The following is a 25,071-nucleotide window of genomic DNA, read 5'->3' as shown; positions in this document are numbered from 1 at the left end:
TACATACATGAGCAAGATGATTTACCGGGAGCCGAACGGGAACTGGGGCGTCAAAGGCGTTCCGTGGGCAGAGATCCCGGACAGCCTGTACGGCGCGCTGTACAAGCTCAAGGATTACGAGGAAACCGGCATCAACCCGGCGCAGGCGCGCACGCTCACGGACGACGGTTCGCTTGCCGTCTGGACGTGCGTAGACGAGGAACACAACGTCTGGCGGTGTGGGTTCTGTGAAACGCTGCACCGCTTCGAAGCCGACGGTCCAGAGGAAAACGGTTTTAATTGCTGCCCGTACTGCGGCAAGATCATCGAGGGGACGGACGAGGAGGACGTGCTGGATGAGGAGGACGACGAGACATGAAAACCATCAGTATCGTCAACCTCAAAGGTGGTGTCGGCAAGACAGTGACCGCGGTCAACCTCGCGGCGATCCTCGCCACCGAGTACAATGCGCGCGTGTTGCTGATCGACGCTGACCATCAGGGCAACGCCTCGCGGTTCTACCGCATCCCGGCCGAGCCGGGCACGCTGGCCGACCTGTTCGAGGGCATGATCGTGTGTTATTCCGACCTTGTTCAGCACACGATCTACCGCGGACTGGACGTGATCCCTGCGGACATGTCGCTCGCGGCGCTCGACCTTGACGGTAGTCTGCCGGGGGATGCAAACGGCGGCACGCCGCGCGACCGCGCGCTGCGCGTACTCACCGACCTGCGCGATGCGGTCATCGAGGACGACGCATACGATTATCTCGTGATCGACTGCCCGCCCGCGTTCTCGGTCGCGTCGATTAGCGCGGTGGCGGCGTCGAGCGATATTGTCATCCCGGTCAAGCCGGGCGCGTTCGAGATTGACGGCATGGCTGAGCTGCTGCGACAAATTGACGGCATTCGGCGTGTCAACGGCGCGGTGCAGGTAGGTGTGCTGCTGACCATGTGGCACAACGCGGATGTGGTCCGCCAGGGCGAGGACTGGCTGCGGGAGCACTGTCCCGTGCCGGTGTTCGCCACCCGCATCCGCCGCACAGACAAGGTGGACGAAAGCACCTTTGCGCGCGAGCCGGTTTGCCAGTGGTCACCGACATCGGCCGCCGCACGCGATTACCGCGCGTGGGTGCGCGAGTATCTGGGAGGTGGCGCAGATGGCGCGCAAAGTTAACGTCGGCGCGATGGTCGCGCAAGATGTGTTCAAATTGGACACGCCCGACATGCAGGTTGTCCAGATCCCGCTCTCCCAGCTGATCGTCAACGAACACAACTTTTTCACGGTCGAGGACGTGCAAGAGCTTGCAGACGATATTACGCTGAACGGGCTGTACAGCCCGCTGACCGTATGCGCGGCAGGGGAGGGCAAGTACCGCATCGTCGCCGGACACCGCCGCCGCAAGGCGCTTGAGCTGCTGGGACGCAAGGACGCGCCCTGCATCGTCAAGACCTACGACGGCGAGGACAGCGAGATGGTCGCGCTGATTCAGTCCAACCTGACCAGCCGCGAGCTGACCTACTACGAGAAAATGCAGGCGGTAGTGCTGCTGGAGAAGGCGCTGCGCAGCATGAAAGAGCGCGGCGTGGAGCTGCCAGGCCGTCTGCGAGACCACCTCGCCGAGCAAGTAAGCGAGAGCGCGTCTGCCGTGCACCGGATGCAGTACATTCACAAAAACCTGTCTCCAGCGCTGCGCGGCGCACTGCGGCGTGAGCAGATCGGCGAATCGGTCGCGGACGAGCTGGCGCATAGCCCGAAGAAGGTGCAGGAAGAATTCGAGCAACGGCTCGCACGCGGCGAAACCTTCCGCGCGCAGGATGTTAAGGCCGCGCGGGATAAGCCGACTGTGTCGGACGGTGTGGTCGATGCATTCCTGCTGCGGCATATCGCCAAAGGACACGAAGCCGCGCTGTACCGTGTTCTGCATGACAGCCAGAGCATGGCGGCGATCCAGCTGATACCGGAGGTCAAGGAATCAATGCAATTCTACGGGTATTGGGGACATAACTCGGAAGGCGTGCAGTTTGATCTCACAGGCAGCGGACTGGAAGTGAAAAAGTCGTTTCAGGGCAAGCTGTCGTGGTCGCAGATCGTGCAGCGGCTGCGCGGCATGGTGGAGAGCGGCAAGATCGCGCCGCCAGCGGACGAACCCGAGCCAACGCCCAAAGCGCAGGTGCTGCGCCAGCTGGACGAGCAGATGCAGCAGGCGGTGCAAGAGCCGCAGCCCGCTGCACCATCCATCCTGGAAGCGCCAGATACCATCATCACCACGGGCAAGGAAACGTGCTTGCCATGCGCAGCGTGGTTTTCGCCTGATGTGCAGCCACCGGATGGTGCGCGCATCATTGCGCAGGATCAGGACGGGTTTGTCGATGAAGGGAAGTTCCTTGGCGGTGGACTCGATTCGGTCATCATGGAGTGGAATGAGGTCGTCCGCTGGACTCTCCACCCGGACGACGAAGTGTACACCGAGCCGGTGCAGCAGGCAGCTGCCCCGCAGCCCGCACCGGTTTGGCACCCGTACCCGGACGAGCGACCGGAGGAGGGGCAGACGGTGCTGACGCTGAGCCATAACAATTACAACCGGGGCAATTATGCCGCCTATGTCTATCGCGCGGGCGGCTGGTACTTGCCCGAGTTCCCGGATGATGGCCTGATGACGGTAGATGTGAGATGGTGGTCTGCCGAGCTGCCGCCAGAGGAGGGGAGCAAATGAACCTGTCTGACTGTACAAAGGCTGATTTGCTATGGATCATCAAAACAATGTGCAAATATGATTTGTCCGACCGCAATCTGCGCCTTGCACTCAATGATCTGGAATATGAAAAAGAACAGGAGCGGTTTGACCGTGCGGATCAGCTGGCGAAAACCGCACGCGACGCATCCCAGCGGTATATTGAATTGATTAAACCGTATGAGGGCATGCCGCTCATAGAGGTGCCGATGGACGTTTTGAAGCAGGCCGACGCCGCGCTGGCCGAGTCTCGCGCCGCAAATGCGCAGTGGGCGAAGTTGATGGGAGTGAAAATGAAATGAGCCTAAAGCCGATCCTGTTTAACACCGAAATGGTGCGCGCGCTGCTGGAAGGTCGAAAGACGGTGACGAGGCGCGTCGTGAAACCGCAGCCTGCCGGGAAACTATTCCCGATGGAAAAGGAAAGTTGCTGGCCGGGATATTGGTCGGAAGCAAGAAGCGCCAGAATTGTAAAACCGCCATACCAGCCCGGCGATGTGCTGTGGGTGCGGGAGACATTTGCGCAACCAGCTAAACACACTTTCTGGTACAAGGCAGATTCTAAGGTGCAAAATATCCTTTGGCGTCCTTCTATTCACATGCCGCGCGAGGCCGCCCGCATCTTTCTGCGGGTGACGGATATTAAGGTAGAGCGGTTGCAGGATATTGACTGCGCCGGTGCGTTAGCAGAGGGATGCGATGGACGGTGCGACTGCCCAAGTAATGGAGCGGAAGGTGTTCTTTCCTGCATTACAAAAGATTTCAGCATCGAACGTTTCCAAACCGTTTGGGATAGAACTATTCCAAAGCATCCAAATAAAACCAAGAGATACACATATTACTGGAATGATAATCCATGGGTATGGGTGATCGAGTTCGAGCAGATTGGTAGAGAGGAGGTGGAACCCGTTAAATGAATATGGCTTACAATATGGATTGCATGGAGTACATGCGGACATTACCGGACAAGGCGTTTGATCTGGCTTGCGTAGATCCCATGTACGGTATAGGCGAAAATGGTGCAAAGTCTGGAAGCCGTGCAAAGTTAGCCAAACGAATAGATTATAAACCAGTGTGTGATGATCCGCCAACGGAGGAGTATTTTGCGGAGCTCTTTCGTGTGTCAAAACATCAAGTGATTTGGGGAGCAAACCATTTTATAGCTGCATTTGGCAAAAATGCTTCATGTTGGCTTGTGTGGGATAAAAACAATGGCGATACGAATTATGCAGATTGTGAACTTGCATGGACAAGTTTTCCGGGAGCTGTAAGAAAGTTTAAATATTTGTGGGCTGGAATGCGGCAGGAACGGCAAGGGAAAAATCATCAATTTCGCATCCATCCATGTGAAAAGCCGATTGCGCTGTATGCATGGATATTCAGCCGGTACGCAAAGCCCGGTGACAAAATTCTCGACACGCATTTGGGGAGTGGTTCCAGTCGGATCGCGGCCTACGACGCAGGTCTTGATTTTGTGGGGTGCGAGATCGACTCCGACTATTTCAAGGCGCAAGAAGATCGATTTGCGATATATACGGCTCAAGAGAATTTGTTTTTACAAATGGAGAGAGCGGAATGAAAATGCTGTATTGAAATGGGCCTGCATGGGTAAATAAAATAATCGCTCTTGACAAATCCGAAATCTGCGGATATTCTGAAAAATCATCAAAACGGGCATGGGAGGCTGTGGCCTCCCTGCACCCGTTTCGATCGGTGTCCAATTTGAACACGGAGGTAGAAATGTCCAAAAGGCGCAAAACAGTCGTCGCGGGGCGACTGGTGTTTGAAACAGCATACACGGCGGCGCTGCCCTCGGATGCGGAGCATGTGCGGCAGGCGAAGATGAAGATGTCGAGCGCAGCGCGACGACGGCTCAACCTCAAGGCCGCGTGCCGACAGCTTGAGCTGCTGATCGCCGCCAACTTCACACGGCGCGATCTGGTTGCGACGCTGACCTATGACGATGAGCACCTGCCGCAGAGCCGCGCTGAGGCGGTGAAGAATCTGAAAAAGTTCTTTCGGGCGTTGCGGGAAACGAGACGACGGCAGGGACTGCCTGATTTGAAATACATCTATGTGACGGAAAGCAAGCACGAACACGGCCGCTGGCATCATCATGTGATCTTAAACGGCACGGGCAACGACATGGAAACGATTCGGTCGCTATGGACATACGGTGAGCAGGTCAACATCGAACCGCTCGACGATACCCAGTACCGCGCGCTGGCTGAATATCTTGCCAAAGAACCGCGCGAGGCTGGGTCATCCAACGGCAAGCGAATGTGGACGCCGTCGAAAGGACTGACGCGGCCGACTGTACAATCCGATTGGATCGACGACCGTGCGACGCTGGAGCCGCCGCCCGGTGCGACCGTGCTGGAGTCGGTCACCGAGCGCAACGAGTGGGGCGAATATGTGTATCTCAAATACCTGTTGCCCGACCCGAAGCCGCGACGATGTCGCCCCAGCAGACGGAAGAAAAACGAATAGCCTATTTCTTTTTCTCGAAACCCATGTATATATAACGAACAAGAGCATAGAAACTGCGCCGACGGCGTAGACAGGAGGCAAAAACGAGTGTACAATAAAAATCAAGAGTATTGGTTAACGTGCCCGCGATGCGGCAATAAACTGCATCTGATGCTGCCAACCACGGTGCTGCACGATTTTCCACTGCACTGCCGAAAATGTAAACTTGATGCAATCGTGAATATTGGCGATGTCGCCCTTCGAGCCGAACGGCCATTGGGAACATTGCCGGAGCGAAAGCCTCAGCTGAAAAGCGAGCGCCAGAGCTGATTACCACCGAGAGTGTGTGGTGATCCGTTCTGGCGCTTTTTCTTTTGCCCGAAAGGAGGGCACGCCATGAAAACCATTGCCGAGATTGCGGACGAGTACGCCGCGAACGTCGAGAGCATGAAGCGCCAGCGCGCGGCTTTGTACGAGCGCATGCAGGCTGAGCCGCAGGCGGAGGTGCGCTTCCGGCTGTACCGGTCAATCAACTCGATCAGCAAGGCCATCGGCGACAGCCAGTACGCGATTGCGGTCATGCGGGGGAATATCCGTGGCTAAACCGTGGGCGAAAGCGTTCTACAACTCGGCAGCGTGGCAGCAGACGCGGCTGGCCTACATGACGCACCGGCACGGACTGTGCGAACGCTGCGGCGCTCCGGGCCTGATCGTGCATCACCGCAAGGCACTGCGGCCGCAGGACATGGCGAACCCCAAGCGAACGCTCGGCTGGGACAACCTCGAGCTGCTGTGTCACCGCTGTCACGACCTCGAGCACATGGCAAAGCATCCGGCGGCGCGCTGCCGCTTCGATGCGGACGGAAATATACTCCCCCCATTCCCGAAAAATCGCTGACCGCCCTCAGACCGCATCCCCAGAGAAGAATTTTGCTGGGTGGGGCATGCGGGAGGGGTGTAGCAGAAAGGAGGCGGCGAAATGCCCAAAATCACGATTGACACAAGAATCAAACGCGAGCGCGAGCAGCTCGAAAAAATCTTTGCGGGACTGGACGAAAACCGTCGGAATACCGCCGCTTCCCTGATCGAAAACGCGGCTTTTATGGCCGTGACGCTGGCCGATCTGCGCAAAACCATCACGGAAGAGGGCGTCGTTTCCAAATACCAGAACGGCGAAAACCAGTGGGGCACGAAGAAGTCGCCCGAGGTCGAGGTGTACAACACGATGATCAAAAACCAGACCGCGATTATCAAGACGCTGTGCGATATGCTGCCCGCGGGCGACTCTGAGGGCGACGCGCTGCGCGCATGGCAGAAAGCGAACGGGAGGGCGTTGCGATGAACATGTGCAGAGCTTGCCCGATGCTGAACAACCAGGGCGTGTGCGACGCGGCGCTGCGCCGCCCGGAACGCATTCTCCGCTGCCCGCATGACAAGCTGCGGCGCGCCGTTTACAAGGCGCAGCGCAAGAAGGGGCGACCGCCGGATGGCTGATCCCCGTCTGGCGCGCGAGCGCCTGCTGCACCGCATGGAGCGCGAAGCGAAGAAAAATCCCGCCCCACCGGGCGATCATTGGCTGGAGCAATACGCCTGCGCGGTGCTGACCGGCGACATCCTCGCCTGCCGCAAGGTGCGTCTGTTGTGCGCGCTATTGCTGGACAAAATTCGTCGGCCGGAGAAGTACAAGCCGTGGGTGTTCAATCCCACCACCGCTAATGTGCATATCGCATTCGTCGAGCGGTTCTGCAAGCAGCCGCAGGGGCAGCTGGGCGCGCCGCTCAAGCTCGAGCTGTTCCAGAAGGCGCGCTGGCAGGCGATCTTCGGCTTTGTCCATCGGGACACCGGTCTCCGGCAGTATCAGGAGGTCATGATCGTCGAGGGGCGCAAGAACGGAAAGACGACCGAGTGCGCCGCGCTCGAGCTTGATCTGCTGGTCAACGACAACGAGGGCGCGCCCGAGATTTACTCCATTGCGACCAAGCGGGAGCAAGCGGCGAAGAGCTACAACGCCTGCGTCAACATGCGCAAGCAGTCGCCCGAGCTGTTCCGCGCCATCCGCAAGCGGCAGGGCGACCTGTATTATCCGGCAAACCTCGGTACCATTTCGGCGCTGGCGTCGGCCGCCAACAGTCTGGACGGCCTGAACGCCCACGGCGTGCTGGTGGACGAGCTGGCGGCGATCAAAAACCGCGCGATCTACGACGACATGAAGCAATCCATGTCCGCCCGCGAGCAGCCGCTGCTGTTTTCCATTTCGACCAACGGCTTTGTGCGTGAGTGCATTTTCGATGCGCAGTATGCCTACGCTGCGGGCGTGCTCGAAGGCACGATTACGGACGACACGTTTCTTGCGTGGATTTACGAGCTGGACGAGCGGGATGAGTACCACGACGAAAAGAACTGGATCAAGGCAAACCCCGGTCTCGGCACGATCAAGAAGGTCGAATACCTGCGGCAGATGGTCAAAAAGGCCGACAACGACCCGTCCTTCCTGCCGACCGTGCTGGTCAAGGACTTCAACCTCAAGGAGAACGCCGCGACCGCGTGGCTGACATGGGCGGAGTGCTCCAACCCCGAGACCTACGACATCGCGTTCGATTACTGCATCGGCGGCATGGACGCGGCCGACAGCATCGACCTGTGCGCCGCGACGGCGATCTGCCAGCGGCCGGGTGACCCGAAAATCTACCGGCGCAGCATGTACTGGCTGCCGCAAAGCGTTTTAGACGCGGACGCGGCTGCCGGCAACCGCCGCGAGCGCGACAGCGTGCCGTATTCGCTTTGGGTCAAGCGCGGCCTGATGCGCACTGTGCCGGGCAACAAGGTGGATAAACAGGTGATGCTCGACTGGTTCAAAGAGCTGCGCGACGAGGACGACCTGTATGTGCGATACATCGGGTACGACCCGTGGCACATCGACGACAGCCTGCTCGACCGCTTCAAGGCCGAGTTCGGCGCGGAGTGCATGGTCCCCGTGCGGCAAGGCACGCTGTCGCTTTCCCAGCCGATGAAAGACCTCAAGGCCGATCTGGCCGCGGGTCTGGTGGTGGATAACAACAACCCGGTCGATAAGTGGTGCCTGGTCAATACCGAGGTGCGTGCCGACATCAACGGCAACATCCAGCCGGTCAAGGTGACCGACGGGCGCCGCCGCATCGACGGTACGGTCGCGCTGATCTGCGCCTACAAGGTGCTGCAGGACAAGCGCGACGACTATGTGAACATGAACGAGGAGGCATGACATGGGGCTTTTTGAAAAGCTGTTCCCGCGGCGGCCGCCGGGCGGGGATGCTCGGGCGTTCTTCAAGACGCTCACCGCCTACCAGCCGGTTTACACGACCTATCGCGGCGGGCTGTACGAGATGGAGCTGACGCGTGCGGCGATTGCGACCTTTGCGCGGCATTGCAGTAAGCTGCATCTGGAGCTGGTGGGCGACGCGAGGCCGGAGCTGGCGCGCGTGCTGGGGCAGCAGCCCAACCCGTGGATGGACGCGAGCAAGTTTTTGGCGCGGCTCGCCACCATCTACATGGTGCAGAACAACGCCTTTATCGTGCCGATGGAGGACACAGCGGGCAGGCTCGTCGGGTATTTCCCCGTGCTGCCGCAGCAGTCCAGCATTCGCGAGGTGGACGGCGAGCCGTATCTGCTCTACCGCTTTTGGGGCGGACAGAGCGCGGCAATCGAGCTGTCCCGCGCGGGGATTTTGACCCAGCACCAGTATGAGGACGACTTTTTCGGCGCGGATAACCGCCCGCTGAATCCGACTTTGCAGGTCATGCACACGCAGGACGAGGGCATTATCAACGGCATCAAAAACGCGACTACGATACGCTTTCTCGCGCGGATTACGGGCAATGTCAAGCCCAAAGACATTGACGCGGAGCGCAAACGCTTTGCCGCGGACAACCTCGCGGGCAACGACACGGGCGTGATGATGTTTGATAACAAGTTTGCGGATGTCAAGCAGATCGAGAGCACGGCGCTGGTGGTCAACCCGCGCCAGCAGGAGCTGATCCGTCAGAGCGTATTCAGCTACTTTGGCACGAATGAGAAGATTCTCACCAATACCTACACTGAGGACGAGTGGAACGCCTACTACGAGGGCAGCATCGAGCCGTTTGCCATCCAGCTTTCGCTCGTGCTGACCGCAATGACCTTTTCACCCGCCGAGATTGCGCAGGGCGCGGGCATCATCGCGACGGCGAACCGCCTGCAATACGCGAGCAATAACACAAAGCTCAATATCGTGACGCAGCTTTTTGACCGCGGCTTTCTCACCCACAACATGGGTCTGGAGATTTTCAACATGCCGCCGGTCGAGAACGGCGACCGGTATTTCATCCGCAAGGAATATGCGGAGGTGTCCAAATTGAACACCGGGGACACCGAACCGACCGAACCAAAGGAGGGTGACGACAATGGCGATCACGCCGGAGACCCGTGACTTCCGCACGTTTGAGGTGCGGGCGCTGCCGCAGGAGGGCGGCGACGGGCAAACCCGGTGCCGTGTCGAGGGGTACGCCGCGGTTTTCGACGAGGAAACCGTGCTGTACGAGTACGACGGCATCGAGTACAAAGAAGTTATCGACCGGAACGCATTTTCGGGAGCGGAGATGCGCGACGTCGTGATGAATTTCAACCACGGGGGCAAACCCGTGGCGCGGACGAAGAACGGAACGCTGACCCTGACAGTCGACACCAAGGGTCTGCACATTGCAGCTGATCTCGGCGGCACCGAGGAAGGGCGGAGGCTCTACGAGGAAATTCGGGGCGGCTACATCGACCGGATGTCGTTCGCATTCACCGTCAACAAGCAGGAATACGACCGCGCCAAGCATCTGCGCCGGATTACCGGTTTCCGGCGCATCTTCGACGTGGCGGCGGTGGACATTCCGGCTTATGACGGCACCAGTATTGCGGCGCGCTCGTGGGCTGCGGCGGAGGCCGAGCACGAGCACGCGGAGGCGGAAAAACGCCGCAAGCTGGCACTCAAGCTCAAAATCAGCGGAATCACAAAGGAGGAAACGTGATATGACCCATAATCAGAATGCTTTCAGCGATTTTCGCCGCCGTGTAGGCATCCAGTTTTTCGCGGGCGAGGATCGCCTGACTCAGATCGAGCAGCGCCTGGCAGCCATCCAGACCGCGCTCGACGCGCCGGATGCCGACCTCGATGCACTCACCACCGAGGCCGACGGCCTGATCGCCGAGCGCAAGAGCCTGCTTGACAAGGCGGAACAGCGTCGCCAGCTGCTCGGCCGCATTGCCACCGGCGCGGCGGGCAATGAGGTGCGCCGCTTCCCGACGGCGCAGCCGCCCGAGGAACGCTCGTTCGGCTATGACAGCCCGGAGTACCGCACCGCATGGCTGCACACGCTGATGCGCTGCGACCTAACCGAGACCGAGCAGCGCGCATGGACGACCGCGACCGGCTCGGCTGGCCCGGCTGTGCCGACGCAGACGGCAAACCAGATTATCGAGAAGGTACACCAGTATGCGCCGCTGCTCGACAAGATCACGCTGCTGCGCGTACCGGGCAACGTGACCTTTGCGGTCGAGGGCGAGGAGCCGGATGCCGCCTACCACAATCAGAACGACGACATTACCCCCAGCGAAACCGGCCTGACCGAGATCACGCTGTCGGCCTACGAGGTGACCAAGCTCGTGCAGATTTCCAAGTCGGTGCAGAAAATGGCGATCGACGCATTCGAGAGCTGGCTGACCGACATGATTGCAAAGAAGCTCGCCAAGAAGATCACCGAGACCATCCTGACCGGCACCGGTTCGAGCCAGGGCAAGGGCATCGAAAAGGCCAACACATGGGCAGAGGGCAACTCGGTGACCGTTGCGAGCGGCGGCTCGCTTACTACGGCGGACGTTTTGAAGCTCATTTCGCTGCTGCCCGGCGGCTATGACGCGAATGCCAACTTTGTGATGAGCAAAAAGACGCTGTTCACCGACTTCATGCCGCTGCAGGACAAGAGCAAGAATGATCTCGTGCGCATCGAGGGCGGCAGCTATTACATTTATGGCTATCCGGTGCTGATCGACGAGCGCGTTGCCGACCATGAGGCGTATCTCGTCGATCTGTCCACGGTCATCGGCAACATGCCGGAGGACGTGACGATCACCTCGGACTTTGACCTGACCAAGAACGCGTTCCTGTTCCTCGGCAGCGCGATGTTCGACTGCCAGCCCGCGCAGGCGGACGCGGTGCGCAAGCTGGTCAAGGCGACAGGCTGAGCCGATGGAGCTGGAGCGGTTCAAAACCTACGCCCGCATTGACCATGCGGACGAGGACGCGCTGATTGAGGCCATGCTGACGGCGGCGGACAATGCGGTGCGCGACATGACGGGCAAAGACCCGCCCCAAGCGGGTGACGAGCTGTTCGACATGGCGGTTTTGCAGCTGGCGGCGCATTGGTACGAAAACCGCACGCCGGTGACCGACGCGGCAACCAATGAGGTGCCGTTCACGCTACAGGTACTGCTGAATCACATCGCCTTGTCCAGCCGCTACCCCGAAAAGGAGGACACCAATGAGCCTGACCAATGACCTCAAGCACCGCTTGACGGTGTTCAATAAGCAGCCGTTCACGAACGACATCGGCGAGACCGATTACGAGTACGCCCCGGACGGCACGATCTGGGGCGCGCTGACGGTCGTGTCCGGCCGCACCGAGACCCTGCCGGGTGAAACCGAGCGGGCGGCGGTGACGCACAAGCTGACCATCCGGCCGCGATCTTGCAAGTTGACCACCGTGACCTATTTCGAGTATCAGGGGCAGCGGTACGACGTGCAGTATTGGCAGCCGCACTATAAGCGGCGCGACCGGCTCGAGGTGTTTTTGAAGCTGGTGATCGAAGATGGCGCGTGATGGCATTGACCTGTCCGAGCTGGACGAGTTCACCGATCGGCTCATCCAGTCCTCCAAGGAGGCAAGCAAGGCGCAGCGCAAGTTTTTGCAGCAACAGGGCAACAAGCTCAAGCGCAAGACTTTGAAACAGATGCGGCTGAAAGGAATACAGGAAAAGACCGGTAATTATAAGAGGCACATCAAGCGCGGCAAGGTCTGGAAAGAGCGAAACGGCGCGCAGGCGGTGCGCGTGTACTCGAATGCGCATCACGCGCATCTGATCGAGGACGGCCACGACCAGACGGTCAACCCCGGCAAGGGCAAAGGCAATGGCCACGGCGTGAAGAAAGGCAAGGGCATCGGCCGCAAGGTTGGTCATGTAGAGGGGCGAGAGGTGTTCCTTGAGGCTTATGAGGCGTTTGCGCCTGAGTATGCGCGTGCCAGCGAGGAGGCAGTGGACGAGATGATCCGCAAGATATGAAAATTCGAGAGATTCGCGGGGCGCTGGCTGCATTGCTTTTGCCGCTTGCACAAGGCGCAGAGGTGATGCGGCCGGATGACAAAAAGCCGCTCAAGCGCCCATCCTTCAAAATCGACGTGCTGCCGGTCAGTGGCAGCGCGGCCTGCGACGGTGCGCGCGAGTACGAGGCCGACATCGACATCTGGTATTATCCCAAGTCCGGCGACCGCCCGCGCGACGAGTGTGACGCGGTGGCAGAGCAGCTGCTGGACGCGCTGGGCGAGGGCTTCGCGGTTGGCGGCGTGTGGCTGCCGCTCGACGACACGATTGAGGTGGACACCTCGCAGGGCGTGCTGGTCGCGCAGTTTGGCATCTCGTGGGTCGAGACTGCCGCCGAGACCGGCGAATACATGGAAACCCTCAACTACAACGGAGAGGAGCTGACAACTTAAATGGCAATCACCATGCCGATAATTGAGGTGACGTTCCGGCAACAGGCGACTTCGCTCATTGCGCGCAGCGCGCGGGGCATCGCCATTCTGATTATCCGGGACGACACCGACAAGGGCTTTACGCATAAACAGTACACCGACCTTGCCGCTTTGCAGGCGGACAAGGCGTTGTACACGACCGAGAACTACAACGCGATCAGCGACATGCTGAGCTTTGCGCCCTATCAGTCGCATGTGTTCAGATTGGACACCGCGGGCACGCTGGGCGACACGCTCAGCGAAATCAGCCGCACGGTCAAAACCGGCTGGCTGACCATTGCGGGGCAGAGCGCCGAGGACGGCGCGGCGCTGGCCAGCTGGGTCAAGTCGCAGGCAGCCAAGGCCAAGAGCTACAAGTGCATCGTGCACAATATCACGCCGCTGCCGGACGACATGCACGTTGTCCATTTCGTGAACGAAAAGGTGACTTTCACGGACGAGCGCGGCGAGCAGGAGGGTGTCACCTACCTGCCGAGCCTGCTGGCGATTTTGGCGGTGTGCAATGTCGAGCGCGGCTGCACGAACTATCTGTGCTCAAATCTCGCGTCTGTGCAGGAGGTCGAGGACAACGACGCGGCGGTCGGCGCAGGCAAGTTCATCCTGTTTCACGACGAGGAGGGCGCAGTGCGCATCGGTCAGGGCATCAACAGCCTGACCACGCTCGACGGCAACACAAAAACCGAGGACATGCAGTTCATCGAGACAGTCGAGGCAATGGACCTGATGCGCGATGACATTACCAGCACATTCCGCAGCACCTACCTCGGCAACTACCGCAACACGCGTGACAACCAGATGCTGTTCATTGCGGCGCTCAATTCGTCCTATTTCCGGCAGCTGGCGCAGGAGCTGATCCTCGACCCGGACTACGCAAACGCCGCCAGCATCGACGTGGAAGCGCAGCGCGCGGCGTGGGTGGCGAGCGGCAAGGCCGAGGCCGCGGACTGGGATGATGACAAGGTAAAGGCCACGCCGTTTAAGCGTACCGTGTACCTTGCGGGCAACGTAAAGATCCTCGGCAGCATGACCAACCTGTTCTTCCCGATCAATTTGTTTTAGGAGGTGTAAATCATGCCGGAATTTAACCCCAATCATATCATGCACGGCAGCGGCGGCGCGGCGTGGTGGAACGGCAAGAAACTGACCACCTTGCAGAGCGTCGAAGCCAAGGTCACGGGCGACTTTGAGGACATCAACGTCTGCGGCGACACGGCGACCTACAAGATTTATAACGGCTACGCGGGCGAGGGCACGCTGACGGTGCTGAAGATCGACAGCGAAATTCTCATCCAGATGGCCGAGGCGTTTCGCACGGGCGTGATGCCCGAGATCACGGTCATCACCGCGCAGACGCAGAAGGGCACGAACAAAGTCGAGCGCGTCGCGTACAGCGATGTGACTATCGACGAGTTCATGCTCGCCAAGTTTGAGAAAATGGCCAAAACTGAGCAGGAAATCCCGTTTAAGTTCGGCAACTTCGAGGTTTTGGAGACGCTATAAGGAGGATTTTACATGGATAAGAAACTGCTGGACGCGCTCGCGGCACGGGCGGAGCAGAAAGCCAAGAGCCGCACGGAGACAAAGGAGTTTGATCTGGGTGGCGTGAAAGCCACGTTTGTGAAACCGAGTCAGAAAGATCAGCTTGCAATCTATGAGAGCATGTCCGAGGCCAGTGGCGCGGGTGATCTGGTGGAACTGTCGACCGCGCTGATCTATGACTGCTGCCCGGACTTGCAGGACACGGAGCTGCACAAGGCGCTCGGCGTGACCGATCCGTATGACACCGTCCGTAAGCTGCTGGATGTGCATGAAATTGATGTGCTCGGCGGGTTGCTGATGGGCTGGATTGGTCTGCTACCTCAAGAAGCAAAGGAGAAAATCGAGGATATGGCAAAAAACTCGTAGCGCGCGACCCGTTTCTCGACCTCGCAGCGTTTTATGCCGTGCGCGGCATCACCCCGGACGAGCTGCGGCGCATGAGCGTCCTCGACCGGGCGGTGCTGCGGGTCGGGCGGGCGCGCTACTATGAGGAGATGCGTCTGCTGATCGCGGCGGGCGTGGCCACGGCATTCCCGGGCGAAAAGGAGGGCGCGCGCGATGGCGAAAAGTAAGGTTATCAATACTGTCCTGACCATGCGCGACAACATGTCCGGCGGGTTGATCAAGGCTGCGCGCAACGCCAAAAAGGCGGGCGCGGATATTGACGACAGCATGATCTCAGCCACCAAGCAGGTGGTGGCGTTTAAAAACAAGGCGGTCGACGGCATCAAGACTTTTGCCAAGGCCGCCACGGGCGTCGGCGTCGCGGGTGTCACCGCGCTGACCACAGCTTTTATCGCGCTCGACGGCGCGACCGAGGACTTCCGCGTGAGCCAAGGCAAGCTGCTGACGGCGTTTGCGGGTACTGCGACCGGCACACAGGGCGCGCGCACGGCGTATGCCGAGCTGTACAAGATACTGGGAGACAGCGATACCTCAACCGAGGCCGCGCAGGCGCTTTCCACGCTGGCGCAAAGCCAGCAGGACGTGACAAAATGGACGCGCGTCGCCGCCGGTGTGGTCGGCAAGTTTGGCGACGGCATCAGCATCAACAGCCTGTTTCAGGATATCGGCGAGTCCAGCGTCAGCGGCTCAGTAACGGGTGCGCTCGCGGACGCCTTGAACTGGCTGAATATCTCAGAGGACGAATTCAACGAGCGGCTGGAGGCCACCGGCACGACCGCCGGACGCACGACGCTGATTCTGGACACCCTGACAGCTGCCTACGACGGTTACGCGGATGCGTTTTATCAGAATAACACGCAGCTGGTCAAAAACCGCGCGTACCAGACGCAGGTGACGGCCACGATGGCCAAGCTGGGCGAAGTCAGCCAGACTGTGAAAACCGGTATCCTTGAGATGCTCGGTGCGTCGGAAAGCGGCGGATTCCGCGAGGGCTCGGTATTTGCGATTTTGTCTGCGCAGGCTGAGCGCCTTTCGGCTTGGGTGCAGTCGGTAGACTTTTCTTCTTTTGCAGCCAAGGTCGATCAGGGCATTGCGGGTGCGATGGGCGCCGCGAAAAGCGTTTTCCAGTGGTTGGTGGACAACCGGGAGAATATCACTGCGGTGCTGGTCGGTATCGGGTCGGCGTTCGGTGCAATCAAAATCATGCAATTTGTGTCAGGCGTGGCGAATCTGGTTAAGACCATCAAGAGGTTTGCGTTTACGCTTGCCGGGATTGTGTCGACAAATCCGATTTTGCTGGCCATTGCGGCGGGCATTGCGGCCATCGCGGTGGCTGGAGCCCTAATTTATAAGAACTGGGACAAGATCAAGGCAGCTGCGATCACGCTTTGGGGTGTGGTCAAAGAAAAGTTCTTTGCGATCAAGGATGCGGTGCTACAGGCGCTTGCGCCGGTGATCGCGGTCGTTCTGGAGGTTGCCGGGTACATCCGGAGCTTTTTCGTGCGGGCAATCGAGCATATCCAGCCGATTATGCAGACGGTGTTCGGTTTTATCCAGAATACGGTCATCCCGATCGGACAGGGGTTGTTCGAGGTCATCAAGAAGGTCGCAGGGCTTTTTGTCGGTAATCTGGTGGCGGCGTTTCAACTTGCACAGCCAGTAATGGAGATGGTGTTCGGGTTTGTTCGTGATATCGCCGTTCCGGTTTTTGGGATTCTTCTCGAGGTTGGCGGTCGTGTGGCAGGCTTCCTTGTTGACCAACTTTCCGCAGCGTTTAGCTGGGTGCTGGAAAAGATGGAGCCTGTGTTCAGCTTTATTCGGGATACTTTTTTGCCCGGTTTGGGTGATTTTATCGATAAGCTGGGCGAACTGCGGGATTTCCTTGTGGACAAGCTGCTGGGTGCGCTGAATACGGTTAAGGATGTGTTTAACAAGGTCAAAAGCGCGGTCGGCGGTTTGATCGACAAGGTCAAGGAATTCCTCGGTATGGACACGAGTAAAACGGTCAAGCTTTCGACCGAATACGTTGATGGTGATCAGCTCGCGGGCAACGCCCTCGGAACTTCCTACTGGCGCGGCGGCCTGACGCGGGTCAACGAGCGCGGCGGCGAGATCATGAACCTGCCGAACGGCACGCAGATTATCCCGCACGACATCTCCGCGCGCATGGCGGGCGGGCCGCGGGTGACGGTTAACGTCACGGTCGCGGGCAACGTCATCGGCAACGAGCAGTACGCGGACGAGCTGGGCGAGCGGATCACGGGCAAGCTTCTCCGCGCAATCGAAAACATGTAAAACACAAAAGCCGCCCCGGAGGGCGGCGGATAGACAAAGTACGACAGCGTATGCTATAATCAGGGCGGACGCTGTTACATATAGCGGTCAGACCCACCTTTCCCCAGCGCATTTTACCGCGAGGGGAGGTGGTGCGTATGTAGAAAAAGGCTTTTCAGCTTTTGATGTGTGCGGCCATGGTGCTGTACATTTTCACCATAAAAGCGCGTTGACCGCTCGACTAGGCCCCGAACGGTCAACATGTTGTTGATGGTATAACGGGTCTGACTGCTGTAACAGCGTCCCTTTGTATGTTCATTATAGCGCGTGCGCCCCGTCTTTGTCAAGTTGGCAGAGGCGGGGCGCTTTTTGTATGCAGGGAGGTGGCGGCAATCGCCTACAAGGTTATTTTTTCGGTCAATAACAACGAGGAAGTGTTCACGCTGCCGCATGTGCCGGTGGACTTCCCGCTGCCGCAGCCCGAGCAGTACAACGAAACCTATACCGGTTTGAGCTACGACTACCGCCGCATTGGCACGCTCGGCTTGCGGTCGCTCAGCTGGTCGAGCTTTTTCCCCGTCGGGAAGCGATACAGCTGGATGCCTGCCGAAGCGCTCGAGGACGGCTGGGCATACGTCAGCTTTTTCGAGCGCTGGCGTGATCGCAAGGTGCCGTTTCGCGTGATTGTGCTGGACAGTGGCGGCGTGTGCCGTCTCAACATGCCCTGCACGGTGGATGCGTTTGAGCCGTCCGTGCGGCGCAACGGCGACATTGCTTATACAATTTCCATCACGGAATACCGCTTTGTGGATTAAGGAGGTGCGGGCGTGGCTTACGGATATGTGGACGAGCATCGGCTGTACCTTGAGCGCAGCGGCAAGGCCCGCGACATCACGGCCTTTGTCGGTGACCTGACCGCGACGGACGATATCACCGCGCTGTCGGTCGAGCTGACCGGCACGCAGCTCGTCAGCCAGTGGGACAAGTACGTCCCCAAGCTCGCGCTACAGCCGGGCGACAAGCTGCGCCTGCGCAATGAAGCGGCGGGCGCGGATGTGTTTGTCGGGCACCTGGTGACCGTGGGGCTGGACGGCGCAATCACCGCCTACGACCGCGGATGGTATCTTGGCCGCAGCGGCATCATTTTGCAGTGCAGCGGCATGGCGGCGGATGAAGCCATCCGCGCGGCGTGCAGCAAGGCGGGCGTGGGGGTCAAGAGCGTGTGCAGTCTGCCGACCAAAATTTCCGAGGTCTGGCTGGGCGACGCGGTGAGAGACATCATCGCGGACATTCTCGACCGATGCAGCGCGGAGACCGGCAAGGACTATCAGGCGCGCATGTCGCCGGAGGGACTGGTCGTGCGTGAACTGCCGACCGCCGCCATCAAGGCGTTTCACCGCCCGGCGTGGAACCTTGCGCCCTTTGACATCACATGGGCGCTGGGGCAGGTGTCAGGCGAGGACAGTATCACAGAGCTGTATAACGCGGTGGTGCTTGCTGCCGAGGACAGCGGCAAGGTGTACATCGGCGCGCAGGCGAGTAACGCTGCGTCCATCGAGAAATACGGCTTTTTGCAGTACGTCGAGCGGGTCAGGGAGAACCCCGGCACGGCGCAGCTCGGCCAGATGGTGCGGACGCTCTTGGCGCAGAAAGACCGTATCGGCCGCACGCGCACCATCAGCGAGATTTGGGGCTGCGACGAGGTGACAAGCGGCACGGTGCTGAATTTCAACTCCCCGGCGTTCGGCATCGAGGGGCGCAACCGTGTGACGCGCGTCGTGCATCACTACGGCGGCGCGGGGCACACGATGGAGCTGGAAATCACCGCCCTCGACGAGCCGCGCGCGGCGGACGGCACGGATGCGGTGTCCGTCTGGGGACTGCCTGACACCATCGGCGCAGGGTCATCCGGCACGGGCGGAAACGGCAGCGCGTCCAGCTTTGTGGCGGTCGCGCGCAGCCAGGTCGGCTACAAGGAAAGCCCCGGCAACATCAACAAGTATGGCGCGTGGGCGGGCCACAACGGCGTGGCGTGGTGCGTGTACTTTGTCTGCTGGTGTGCCGACCAGTCGGGCGCGCCCATCCCGACGGGCTACGGCTATGTCGGTGACATGGCGGACTATTTCCGCGCGCGCGGGCAGTACAAGACGGTGGCAAGCGGCTACATCCCCAAGGCGGGCGACCTGATGATACAGGGCACGCGGCACATCGGCATTGTGACCGGCGCGACGCGGGCGAGCGTGCAGACCATCGAGGGCAACTGCTCGGACAGCGTGCGCCCGATGACACGGTACTACTCGGAGATTTCCGGTTTCTGCACGCCGTGGGCAGCGTAAGGAGGGCGTATGGCATACGAGACGAAACTCGCGGAAGCGATTATGAAGCATGGTGGAAGACGCGCCAAAAAGTCGCCTTATGCGGCGGCGTGGTACGAGGCGGTGTGCGAGCAGGAACGTCCGCAGCCGCTGATTTTCAGCGCAGTGGACGGCAATGTGCGGGCAGAGGAGGGGGTAAACCTCACGCTGACCGCGACCGCCGCCGCGCGGGACTGGAAAAAGGGCGAGCGTGCCGCGGCGATCTTGTCCGGCGGCGGGCTGCTCATCCTCGACCGGATATAACAAAAGCCGCCCCGGAGGGCGGCAACGTGGACAAAGACTGACAGCGTATGCTATAATCAGGGCGGACGCTGTTACATATAGCGGTCAGGCACTCCCCACAAAGGGGGTGATGCTTTATGAGACGATTCGCAAGAATTGTAATATGGGCACTTCTGTTGCTACATATTTTGCTTATAAAAGCGCACTGACCGCTCGGCTGGCCCCCGAACGGTCAGTGACTTAGTCACTTTGCTGTTTTAAGGTCTGACTGCTGTAACAGCGTCCCTTTGTATAGATATTATAGCATACGCCCCGTCTTTGTCAAGTTGGCAGAGACGGGGCGTTTTTGCATTCAAAGGAGGTACAGACCATGGCAGACGCGAAATTTTCCTTTTCGCCTACCGAGCTGCAAGGCATCCCGGCGGCACAGGTCGGCCGTGTGCCTGCGTTCGACTTCGACGAGCGGGGGCGCGGCGCGTTCCGGCTGGTGGACGGCGCGCTGGTCGAGCGGTCGGGCGTGGAAGCAGTCAAGCAGTGGTTCGCGCTCATGCTGCGCCAGCCGCCGGACGCAATCCCCGTGTACCGCACGGACGCATCCACCGCGCTTGGCGTTGACCGCACGCTGCTGCAAAAGCGCGCGCCGCTGGGCTTCATCACTGCCGAGATTGAGCGGCAGGTGCGTGAGACGGCAGCGTTCAACCCCGCTGTCCGCGCGGTGGACAGTTTCGTTTTCACCCGCCTGCGGCGCGGCCTGCAGGTGGAATTTACCGCGCACTTGCGCACCGGAGAGGATACGGAGGTGACAGCCTATGTCAACGGCGAATGAGATTTTGACCGACCTGCTGGCGGCGATGCCGGACAGCTATCAGAAAACGGTCGGCTACCCGACCCGCGACCTGCTCGCGGCGGTTTCGCTGCGCATGGAGGGCACGGACGAGGAAGTCGCGGCAATGCGCGACGCGCTCGACCCGGAGAACCTCGCGGGCGGCGACCTCGACCGCTATGTGTTCCCGCGCAGCGGTTTGGAGCGGCGGCAGGCGACGTTTGCCACCGGCGTGCTGACCGTGACCGGCACGGGGACGGTGCAGCAGGGTGCGCTGTTTGAGAGCGGGGGCGGCATCCAGTTTGCGGCAAGCGAGACCGTGCAGATCACCGGCGAGGGGCAGGTGCGCGTCACTTGCCGGGTGGACAGCGCGGCGGGCAATCTGCCCGCGCACAGCATCACGCAGATGCCGGTCACCTTGCAGGGCATCGCGGCCTGCGACAACCCAGAGCCGACCACGGGCGGCTACGACGAGGAGGATGACGCGGACTACTACGCGCGCTATCTGCTCAAAATCCGCACGCCCGCGACCTCGGGCAACATCTACCACTATCAAAGCTGGGCGCTGGAGGTCAGCGGCGTGGGCGCGGTCAAGGTGTTTCCGCTGGGACATGGCGCGAACACGGTGGACGTGGTGCTGGTGGACAGCACCGGACAGCCCGCGCCGGAGGACTTGGTTGAGCAGGTGCAGACTTACATCGACCCCGGCAGCACGGGGCGCGGTGAGGGGCAGGCGCCGATCGGTGCGCAGTGCTATGTCGAGGCGGCTACTAAGAAGCCAATCACGCTCTCGGCTACCGTGTCCAAATTGAACACCGCGGAAGAGGAGACGATCACGGCGGGCATCCAAGCGGCGGTGACCGCGTACATTGCCGAAATCGTGTTCCGGCAGGACTATGTCAGCTTTGCCCGCATCACCGACCGCATTCTGGACGTGGAGGGCGTACTCGACCTCGAAAACCTGACCGTGAACGGCGGCACGGGGAACGTCGCCGTCGGCGAGCGGGAGTGTGCGGTGCTGGGGGAGGTGAGCATCAGCTATGCGTGAGTTCGACGACATGCTGCAAAGCCTGCCGACCGCCTACCGGCGCGATGCATGGGTGATCGCGCTGCTCGGCGCGGTGCAGGCGGTAGACGAGGGGCAGCGGGATGCGGCACGCGAGGCGGCGGCGCAGCTGTTTCTGGACACCATGACCTATATCCTGCCGGTGGAGGAGCGCATCGCGGGGCTGACGCCGGGCAAAGGCGACACGGAAGCCGAGCGACGCAGTGTGCTGCAGGCGAAGTGGCGGTCAGCGACTGGCAAGTGCGACATCGACCTCATTCAGCGCGTGTGCGACGCATGGGAGAACGGCGAGGTTGAGGTGGACTACCAGCCGGGCGAGATCATTTTGCGGTTTGTCGGTTCGTATGGCGTGCCGACCGAGCAGGCACAAGCTGCTTTGCAGGCCGCGGTGCTCGAGGTCATCCCGGCGCACCTTGCGGTGCAGTACGTTTACCGCTATCTTTTGGTGCGCGAGGTGCATGGCATGACGATAAACGAGCTGCAAGGCCATCTGATCCGCGATTTTGCTTTTTAGGAGGCGGGCATGAGTATATTAACCAAAGTTTTGAAGCTGTTCTGCTACGACCCGGAGACGGACGGGGCTAACACGTTCAATATCCCGAAAGCGCTCAATGAGAACTGGGAGAAGATCGATGCGGCGGTGGCTCCGCTTGGCGGCGCGACAACCGCACAGGCGGCACTTGCGGCACTCGGTGCAGGTGTACGGCTAAACGAACTTGACAATGCCTATTTTGTCGGAGGCGGCACGGGCTGGGGTGTGTTTCCGGTCAATCAGCGGGGCGTTTCCGGCACGATCAGCACGCCGGGCTATTTCATCGACCGCTGGAAATTAGTTTCCGGAACGGTGCAGATCACAGCGGCCGGTCTGGTTCTCAACGGCACGATCGCACAGATTTTGCCTAGCTCAATCGGTAGCATTTACACCGCGACAGCACTGACTACGACCGGGATTGTGACCTTACAATATGACGATGTAAGCCGCACTTTCACCGTCACCGGAACAGGACAGACGTTTGTATTTGCCAAGCTGGAACGGGGTGTGGGGCAAACAGCGGCTTATCAAGATGCGAATGGTGAATGGCAACAACTCCCGCAGCTGGAGAGAGATTATGCGATACAGCTGGAGAATTGCCAAGCATATCTATTAGATATTACGCCTGATAGAAAATTCAATGAGTCATATGTCGGGTTTGTGAGCGGTGAAGATGCTATATTCATGGTTCCCACTCCAACGACAATGAGAACCATTCCTATTGTAATTTGCAACCCAAGCCAAATTCAAATTGCGATAAAAGGAGCATTTTATGTAACTCCAATAAGTGTTAGTGTCGTGACCTATGGAAACAACTATGTAACAATCAGATGCAAAATACCAGATACCGGATTAACAGAGTATGCAGTATGCGATTTCAGAACGGCGGAAGATGAAAGCAAAGTGCTGTTATCCGCGGAATTGTGAGGTGCAAGATGTTATCAAAGGTTTATGTTAAAGCAGATACATATAGCCGCATCATTCGATGCGAGGGTGGTATAACGACACCTTGCAATCTCACAGAATGGGTGCAAATCGACGAGGGAGCGGGTGACAAATATAACCTTTGTCAAAGTCACTATTTTGATGGTGGACTGTATACCGACGACAGCATTCCGCGTTATAAACTCGTAGACGGTAAGCCGGTGCTGCGCAGCGAGGAGGAGATCGCGGCGGACAGGCTGCCGAGCCTGCGAGAAGCCAAGCATGCCGAAATATCCGCGGCAAGTGAAGCCGCCATCTATGCAGGTATGGACGTGGAGACCACGCAGGGCACAGAGCATTTCTCGCTGACCGAGAAAGACCAGATCAACCTGACAACCGCGAAAAATGAAATTGACAAGGGCGCACCTGTTTACCTATACCATACAGACGACACGCTTTGCCGCATTTTCACGGCGGACGAAATCAAAGCGATTGCGCAGGCCGGTATCGCGCATAAGATTTACCACACAACCTACTGCAACCACCTGTTTGAATGGATTCGGCGCGCGGACGCGGCAGAGCTGGCGGGCATCACCTACGGCGCAGAGCTGCCGGACGATCTCGCGGCGCACATGCAGGAGATTCTGACGCAGGCGGGCGCGGTAGCGGAAACGGAGGCTGTCACGTGAAAAAACTGTTGTTACATATCGTGCTCGCCGTCATCGGCGGCGTGGTGTACATGGGTATCGAAACCCTGTGGCGCGGATACACCCACTGGAGTATGGGCGTTCTGGGCGGGGTGTGCTTCGCCCTCATCGGCCTGCTCGACGAGTGGCAAGACCATCCGCCGATGTGGCTGCAAATGCTGGAGGGCGCGGCGATCGTGACCGTGCTGGAGCTGCTGGTGGGGTTGGTGGTCAACCGCTGGCTGGGCTGGAATGTGTGGGACTATTCCGACATGCCGTTAAACCTCTGGGGACAGGTGTGTTTGCAATTCGCGGTCGCGTGGTTTTTCCTCAGCGCAGCGGCAGTGTGGCTGGAGAACGCCCTACACCGACTGGCGGCGTGGCTTACGCACCGGCGGGGGAGGTGATTTCTTGCCGGGTTGACCAAAGGATGTAAAAAAGCGCCCACACAGGGCGCGGAAGTAGAGAGGAGGGGAGGCCGTTGTCTCTCTTGGTACATAGGAGGAAGTATGAATATCCTTGAGCTATTCGCCAGCGGGAGCGGCCTGCTTTTTCTGGTGCTGTCGCTGGTCGAGATTGCGCCGATTAAAGTCAACCCGTGGTCGGCGATTGCGCGCGCACTCGGCAGCGTCATCAACCGCGACGTCATCGCGCGGCTGGATGACATCAGCCGGGTGCAACGTGACACGCAGCGGCGGCTGGATGACCATATCAAGCTCGATGACGAGCGCGATGCGGACATGCACCGCGCGAAGATTCTGCGGTTCAACAATGAGCTGCTGCGGGACATCCCGCACACGCGCGAGGAATTTATTGAAATTCTCGCCGAGATAGACGGATATGAGGCGTTTTGCCGCGCGCATCCGGACTATCAAAACAACAGAGCAGTCCACGCGGTCGCAAATATCAAGCGCGTTTATGCCGAGCGGCTGCAAAAACATGACTTTTTATAAGGAGGAAGTACAATGAAGGTAAACATTCCGGTAAGATTCAGAAACCCGTGGTTTTGGGTCAGCGTTGCGTCGGTGGCTATCACCGCGATTGGCGTAGATCCTCAGTCGTTCACAAGCTGGCCGGCTGTATGGGAGGGAATGAAATCCGTTCTCAATAATCCGGTGCAGCTGGTCACGATGGCGCTGGCAGTGCTGGGCGTTTTCATCGACCCGACAACCAGCGGCCTGACCGACTCTGACCGCGCCATGACCTACGACAAGCCGCTGGAAAAGTGAGGTGCA

General features: G+C 59.5%; 36 protein-coding genes. All 36 read left to right on the top strand.

Annotation, left to right across the window (positions count from 1 at the left end):
- The first annotated feature begins 7 nt into the window (after positions 1-7).
- The 36 genes from ACTQ34_RS03085 (at position 8) to ACTQ34_RS02910 (ending at position 25,065) form a co-directional block, all read left to right on the top strand.
- Positions 8-358, top strand: coding sequence for a hypothetical protein (locus tag ACTQ34_RS03085; RefSeq protein WP_441362451.1), 351 nt, complete (start codon positions 8-10; stop codon positions 356-358).
- A complete protein-coding gene (locus ACTQ34_RS03080) occupies positions 355-1,155 on the top strand; it encodes a ParA family protein (RefSeq protein WP_441362450.1) in 801 nt (266 codons plus the stop codon). The genes ACTQ34_RS03085 and ACTQ34_RS03080 overlap by 4 nt, the downstream gene beginning before the upstream one ends.
- Positions 1,139-2,695 (top strand): ParB/RepB/Spo0J family partition protein, encoded by a 1,557-nt coding sequence (locus ACTQ34_RS03075; protein WP_441362449.1) that lies wholly within the window; start codon positions 1,139-1,141, stop codon positions 2,693-2,695. The genes ACTQ34_RS03080 and ACTQ34_RS03075 overlap by 17 nt, the downstream gene beginning before the upstream one ends.
- Positions 2,692-3,015: a hypothetical protein gene (locus tag ACTQ34_RS03070; RefSeq protein ID WP_441362448.1), complete on the top strand. Its 324-nt coding sequence runs from the start codon at positions 2,692-2,694 to the stop codon at positions 3,013-3,015. Before ACTQ34_RS03075 ends, ACTQ34_RS03070 begins: the two co-directional genes overlap by 4 nt.
- A complete protein-coding gene (locus ACTQ34_RS03065; protein WP_441362447.1) occupies positions 3,012-3,629 on the top strand; it encodes a hypothetical protein in 618 nt (205 codons plus the stop codon). The genes ACTQ34_RS03070 and ACTQ34_RS03065 overlap by 4 nt, the downstream gene beginning before the upstream one ends.
- Positions 3,626-4,291: a DNA methyltransferase gene (locus ACTQ34_RS03060; protein ID WP_297274533.1), complete on the top strand. Its 666-nt coding sequence runs from the start codon at positions 3,626-3,628 to the stop codon at positions 4,289-4,291. Before ACTQ34_RS03065 ends, ACTQ34_RS03060 begins: the two co-directional genes overlap by 4 nt.
- 161 nt (positions 4,292-4,452) lie before the next feature.
- Entirely contained in the window at positions 4,453-5,202 is a 750-nt protein-coding gene (locus ACTQ34_RS03055) for a rolling circle replication-associated protein (protein WP_441362446.1), read from the top strand.
- 87 nt (positions 5,203-5,289) lie between these two features.
- Positions 5,290-5,511: a cysteine-rich KTR domain-containing protein gene (locus tag ACTQ34_RS03050; RefSeq protein ID WP_441362445.1), complete on the top strand. Its 222-nt coding sequence runs from the start codon at positions 5,290-5,292 to the stop codon at positions 5,509-5,511.
- Positions 5,512-5,577: 66 nt separating this feature from the next.
- Complete coding sequence (locus ACTQ34_RS03045) at positions 5,578-5,784, top strand: hypothetical protein (RefSeq protein WP_441362444.1); 207 nt, start codon at positions 5,578-5,580, stop codon at positions 5,782-5,784.
- Complete coding sequence (locus ACTQ34_RS03040; protein ID WP_441362443.1) at positions 5,753-6,079, top strand: HNH endonuclease; 327 nt, start codon at positions 5,753-5,755, stop codon at positions 6,077-6,079. The genes ACTQ34_RS03045 and ACTQ34_RS03040 overlap by 32 nt, the downstream gene beginning before the upstream one ends.
- An 81-nt stretch (positions 6,080-6,160) precedes the next feature.
- On the top strand, positions 6,161-6,523 hold the full coding sequence (locus ACTQ34_RS03035; RefSeq protein WP_441362442.1) for a hypothetical protein: 363 nt from the start codon (positions 6,161-6,163) through the stop codon (positions 6,521-6,523).
- Positions 6,520-6,675, top strand: a complete 156-nt coding sequence (locus ACTQ34_RS03030; protein WP_441362441.1) for a hypothetical protein — start codon at positions 6,520-6,522, stop codon at positions 6,673-6,675. The genes ACTQ34_RS03035 and ACTQ34_RS03030 overlap by 4 nt, the downstream gene beginning before the upstream one ends.
- Complete coding sequence (locus tag ACTQ34_RS03025) at positions 6,668-8,422, top strand: terminase large subunit (RefSeq protein WP_441362440.1); 1,755 nt, start codon at positions 6,668-6,670, stop codon at positions 8,420-8,422. The genes ACTQ34_RS03030 and ACTQ34_RS03025 overlap by 8 nt, the downstream gene beginning before the upstream one ends.
- A gap of 1 nt (position 8,423) precedes the next feature.
- Positions 8,424-9,626 (top strand): phage portal protein, encoded by a 1,203-nt coding sequence (locus ACTQ34_RS03020; RefSeq protein WP_441362439.1) that lies wholly within the window; start codon positions 8,424-8,426, stop codon positions 9,624-9,626.
- On the top strand, positions 9,601-10,212 hold the full coding sequence (locus ACTQ34_RS03015; RefSeq protein ID WP_441362438.1) for an HK97 family phage prohead protease: 612 nt from the start codon (positions 9,601-9,603) through the stop codon (positions 10,210-10,212). Before ACTQ34_RS03020 ends, ACTQ34_RS03015 begins: the two co-directional genes overlap by 26 nt.
- Position 10,213: 1 nt before the next feature.
- Positions 10,214-11,425 (top strand): phage major capsid protein, encoded by a 1,212-nt coding sequence (locus ACTQ34_RS03010; RefSeq protein ID WP_441362437.1) that lies wholly within the window; start codon positions 10,214-10,216, stop codon positions 11,423-11,425.
- 4 nt (positions 11,426-11,429) lie between these two features.
- Positions 11,430-11,738 carry a head-tail connector protein gene (locus ACTQ34_RS03005; RefSeq protein ID WP_441362436.1) on the top strand — a complete coding sequence of 103 codons (309 nt, stop codon included), beginning with the start codon at positions 11,430-11,432 and terminating at the stop codon, positions 11,736-11,738.
- Complete coding sequence (locus ACTQ34_RS03000) at positions 11,722-12,060, top strand: head-tail adaptor protein (RefSeq protein ID WP_441362435.1); 339 nt, start codon at positions 11,722-11,724, stop codon at positions 12,058-12,060. Before ACTQ34_RS03005 ends, ACTQ34_RS03000 begins: the two co-directional genes overlap by 17 nt.
- Positions 12,050-12,520: an HK97 gp10 family phage protein gene (locus tag ACTQ34_RS02995; RefSeq protein WP_441362434.1), complete on the top strand. Its 471-nt coding sequence runs from the start codon at positions 12,050-12,052 to the stop codon at positions 12,518-12,520. The genes ACTQ34_RS03000 and ACTQ34_RS02995 overlap by 11 nt, the downstream gene beginning before the upstream one ends.
- A complete protein-coding gene (locus tag ACTQ34_RS02990; protein WP_441362433.1) occupies positions 12,517-12,951 on the top strand; it encodes a phage tail terminator family protein in 435 nt (144 codons plus the stop codon). Before ACTQ34_RS02995 ends, ACTQ34_RS02990 begins: the two co-directional genes overlap by 4 nt.
- The gene (locus tag ACTQ34_RS02985) at positions 12,952-14,049 is read left to right on the top strand and encodes a phage tail sheath C-terminal domain-containing protein (RefSeq protein WP_441362432.1); all 1,098 of its coding nucleotides are present in this window, start codon (positions 12,952-12,954) and stop codon (positions 14,047-14,049) included.
- Between the two features lie 12 nt (positions 14,050-14,061).
- A complete protein-coding gene (locus ACTQ34_RS02980) occupies positions 14,062-14,490 on the top strand; it encodes a phage tail tube protein (RefSeq protein WP_441362431.1) in 429 nt (142 codons plus the stop codon).
- A gap of 12 nt (positions 14,491-14,502) precedes the next feature.
- Complete coding sequence (locus tag ACTQ34_RS02975; RefSeq protein ID WP_441362430.1) at positions 14,503-14,895, top strand: hypothetical protein; 393 nt, start codon at positions 14,503-14,505, stop codon at positions 14,893-14,895.
- Between the two features lie 38 nt (positions 14,896-14,933).
- A complete protein-coding gene (locus ACTQ34_RS02970) occupies positions 14,934-15,101 on the top strand; it encodes a hypothetical protein (RefSeq protein ID WP_441362429.1) in 168 nt (55 codons plus the stop codon).
- Positions 15,088-17,229, top strand: a complete 2,142-nt coding sequence (locus tag ACTQ34_RS02965; protein ID WP_441362428.1) for a hypothetical protein — start codon at positions 15,088-15,090, stop codon at positions 17,227-17,229. The genes ACTQ34_RS02970 and ACTQ34_RS02965 overlap by 14 nt, the downstream gene beginning before the upstream one ends.
- Positions 17,230-17,591: 362 nt before the next feature.
- Positions 17,592-18,023 (top strand): hypothetical protein, encoded by a 432-nt coding sequence (locus ACTQ34_RS02960; protein WP_441362427.1) that lies wholly within the window; start codon positions 17,592-17,594, stop codon positions 18,021-18,023.
- A gap of 12 nt (positions 18,024-18,035) precedes the next feature.
- Positions 18,036-19,544, top strand: a complete 1,509-nt coding sequence (locus ACTQ34_RS02955; RefSeq protein WP_441362426.1) for a CHAP domain-containing protein — start codon at positions 18,036-18,038, stop codon at positions 19,542-19,544.
- 9 nt (positions 19,545-19,553) lie between these two features.
- On the top strand, positions 19,554-19,826 hold the full coding sequence (locus ACTQ34_RS02950) for a hypothetical protein (RefSeq protein ID WP_441362425.1): 273 nt from the start codon (positions 19,554-19,556) through the stop codon (positions 19,824-19,826).
- Positions 19,827-20,175: 349 nt separating this feature from the next.
- Entirely contained in the window at positions 20,176-20,631 is a 456-nt protein-coding gene (locus ACTQ34_RS02945; RefSeq protein ID WP_441362424.1) for a DUF2634 domain-containing protein, read from the top strand.
- Positions 20,615-21,676 carry a baseplate J/gp47 family protein gene (locus ACTQ34_RS02940; RefSeq protein ID WP_441362423.1) on the top strand — a complete coding sequence of 354 codons (1,062 nt, stop codon included), beginning with the start codon at positions 20,615-20,617 and terminating at the stop codon, positions 21,674-21,676. The genes ACTQ34_RS02945 and ACTQ34_RS02940 overlap by 17 nt, the downstream gene beginning before the upstream one ends.
- Positions 21,669-22,208, top strand: coding sequence for a hypothetical protein (locus ACTQ34_RS02935; protein WP_441362422.1), 540 nt, complete (start codon positions 21,669-21,671; stop codon positions 22,206-22,208). Before ACTQ34_RS02940 ends, ACTQ34_RS02935 begins: the two co-directional genes overlap by 8 nt.
- A gap of 9 nt (positions 22,209-22,217) precedes the next feature.
- Positions 22,218-23,153: a hypothetical protein gene (locus ACTQ34_RS02930; RefSeq protein ID WP_441362421.1), complete on the top strand. Its 936-nt coding sequence runs from the start codon at positions 22,218-22,220 to the stop codon at positions 23,151-23,153.
- Positions 23,154-23,161: 8 nt separating this feature from the next.
- Positions 23,162-23,839 (top strand): DUF4376 domain-containing protein, encoded by a 678-nt coding sequence (locus tag ACTQ34_RS02925; protein WP_441362420.1) that lies wholly within the window; start codon positions 23,162-23,164, stop codon positions 23,837-23,839.
- Positions 23,836-24,243, top strand: a complete 408-nt coding sequence (locus ACTQ34_RS02920) for a putative ABC transporter permease (RefSeq protein ID WP_441362419.1) — start codon at positions 23,836-23,838, stop codon at positions 24,241-24,243. The genes ACTQ34_RS02925 and ACTQ34_RS02920 overlap by 4 nt, the downstream gene beginning before the upstream one ends.
- A gap of 102 nt (positions 24,244-24,345) precedes the next feature.
- Complete coding sequence (locus tag ACTQ34_RS02915) at positions 24,346-24,789, top strand: hypothetical protein (RefSeq protein ID WP_441362418.1); 444 nt, start codon at positions 24,346-24,348, stop codon at positions 24,787-24,789.
- A 12-nt stretch (positions 24,790-24,801) separates the two neighbouring features.
- Positions 24,802-25,065 (top strand): phage holin, encoded by a 264-nt coding sequence (locus tag ACTQ34_RS02910; protein ID WP_441362417.1) that lies wholly within the window; start codon positions 24,802-24,804, stop codon positions 25,063-25,065.
- Positions 25,066-25,071 lie beyond the last annotated feature (6 nt).

The organism is Agathobaculum sp. LCP25S3_E8 (assembly GCF_052117165.1).
Taxonomy (GTDB): Bacteria; Bacillota; Clostridia; order Oscillospirales; family Butyricicoccaceae; genus Agathobaculum.
Note: the sequence above shows the minus strand (reverse complement) of the source record. Positions and strands in the feature narration are given on the sequence as shown.

Bases quoted from the DNA above. Each gene is read 5' to 3' on its own strand.
- ACTQ34_RS02940 (WP_441362423.1), top strand. From the start codon at position 20,615: ATGTCAACGGCGAATGAGATTTTGACCGACCTGCTGGCGGCGATGCCG.
- ACTQ34_RS02945 (WP_441362424.1), top strand. From the start codon at position 20,176: ATGGCAGACGCGAAATTTTCCTTTTCGCCTACCGAGCTGCAAGGCATC.
- ACTQ34_RS02930 (WP_441362421.1), top strand. From the start codon at position 22,218: ATGAGTATATTAACCAAAGTTTTGAAGCTGTTCTGCTACGACCCGGAG.
- ACTQ34_RS03060 (WP_297274533.1), top strand. From the start codon at position 3,626: ATGAATATGGCTTACAATATGGATTGCATGGAGTACATGCGGACATTA.
- ACTQ34_RS03080 (WP_441362450.1), top strand. From the start codon at position 355: ATGAAAACCATCAGTATCGTCAACCTCAAAGGTGGTGTCGGCAAGACA.
- ACTQ34_RS02985 (WP_441362432.1), top strand. From the start codon at position 12,952: ATGGCAATCACCATGCCGATAATTGAGGTGACGTTCCGGCAACAGGCG.
- ACTQ34_RS03010 (WP_441362437.1), top strand. From the start codon at position 10,214: ATGACCCATAATCAGAATGCTTTCAGCGATTTTCGCCGCCGTGTAGGC.
- ACTQ34_RS03000 (WP_441362435.1), top strand. From the start codon at position 11,722: ATGAGCCTGACCAATGACCTCAAGCACCGCTTGACGGTGTTCAATAAG.
- ACTQ34_RS03015 (WP_441362438.1), top strand. From the start codon at position 9,601: ATGGCGATCACGCCGGAGACCCGTGACTTCCGCACGTTTGAGGTGCGG.
- ACTQ34_RS03025 (WP_441362440.1), top strand. From the start codon at position 6,668: ATGGCTGATCCCCGTCTGGCGCGCGAGCGCCTGCTGCACCGCATGGAG.
- ACTQ34_RS02990 (WP_441362433.1), top strand. From the start codon at position 12,517: ATGAAAATTCGAGAGATTCGCGGGGCGCTGGCTGCATTGCTTTTGCCG.
- ACTQ34_RS02915 (WP_441362418.1), top strand. From the start codon at position 24,346: ATGAATATCCTTGAGCTATTCGCCAGCGGGAGCGGCCTGCTTTTTCTG.
- ACTQ34_RS03030 (WP_441362441.1), top strand. From the start codon at position 6,520: ATGAACATGTGCAGAGCTTGCCCGATGCTGAACAACCAGGGCGTGTGC.
- ACTQ34_RS03045 (WP_441362444.1), top strand. From the start codon at position 5,578: ATGAAAACCATTGCCGAGATTGCGGACGAGTACGCCGCGAACGTCGAG.
- ACTQ34_RS02910 (WP_441362417.1), top strand. From the start codon at position 24,802: ATGAAGGTAAACATTCCGGTAAGATTCAGAAACCCGTGGTTTTGGGTC.
- ACTQ34_RS03075 (WP_441362449.1), top strand. From the start codon at position 1,139: ATGGCGCGCAAAGTTAACGTCGGCGCGATGGTCGCGCAAGATGTGTTC.
- ACTQ34_RS02925 (WP_441362420.1), top strand. From the start codon at position 23,162: ATGTTATCAAAGGTTTATGTTAAAGCAGATACATATAGCCGCATCATT.
- ACTQ34_RS03065 (WP_441362447.1), top strand. From the start codon at position 3,012: ATGAGCCTAAAGCCGATCCTGTTTAACACCGAAATGGTGCGCGCGCTG.
- ACTQ34_RS02965 (WP_441362428.1), top strand. From the start codon at position 15,088: ATGGCGAAAAGTAAGGTTATCAATACTGTCCTGACCATGCGCGACAAC.
- ACTQ34_RS03035 (WP_441362442.1), top strand. From the start codon at position 6,161: ATGCCCAAAATCACGATTGACACAAGAATCAAACGCGAGCGCGAGCAG.
- ACTQ34_RS02995 (WP_441362434.1), top strand. From the start codon at position 12,050: ATGGCGCGTGATGGCATTGACCTGTCCGAGCTGGACGAGTTCACCGAT.
- ACTQ34_RS03020 (WP_441362439.1), top strand. From the start codon at position 8,424: ATGGGGCTTTTTGAAAAGCTGTTCCCGCGGCGGCCGCCGGGCGGGGAT.
- ACTQ34_RS03085 (WP_441362451.1), top strand. From the start codon at position 8: ATGAGCAAGATGATTTACCGGGAGCCGAACGGGAACTGGGGCGTCAAA.
- ACTQ34_RS02935 (WP_441362422.1), top strand. From the start codon at position 21,669: ATGCGTGAGTTCGACGACATGCTGCAAAGCCTGCCGACCGCCTACCGG.
- ACTQ34_RS03070 (WP_441362448.1), top strand. From the start codon at position 2,692: ATGAACCTGTCTGACTGTACAAAGGCTGATTTGCTATGGATCATCAAA.
- ACTQ34_RS03055 (WP_441362446.1), top strand. From the start codon at position 4,453: ATGTCCAAAAGGCGCAAAACAGTCGTCGCGGGGCGACTGGTGTTTGAA.
- ACTQ34_RS03005 (WP_441362436.1), top strand. From the start codon at position 11,430: ATGGAGCTGGAGCGGTTCAAAACCTACGCCCGCATTGACCATGCGGAC.
- ACTQ34_RS02950 (WP_441362425.1), top strand. From the start codon at position 19,554: ATGGCATACGAGACGAAACTCGCGGAAGCGATTATGAAGCATGGTGGA.
- ACTQ34_RS02975 (WP_441362430.1), top strand. From the start codon at position 14,503: ATGGATAAGAAACTGCTGGACGCGCTCGCGGCACGGGCGGAGCAGAAA.
- ACTQ34_RS02980 (WP_441362431.1), top strand. From the start codon at position 14,062: ATGCCGGAATTTAACCCCAATCATATCATGCACGGCAGCGGCGGCGCG.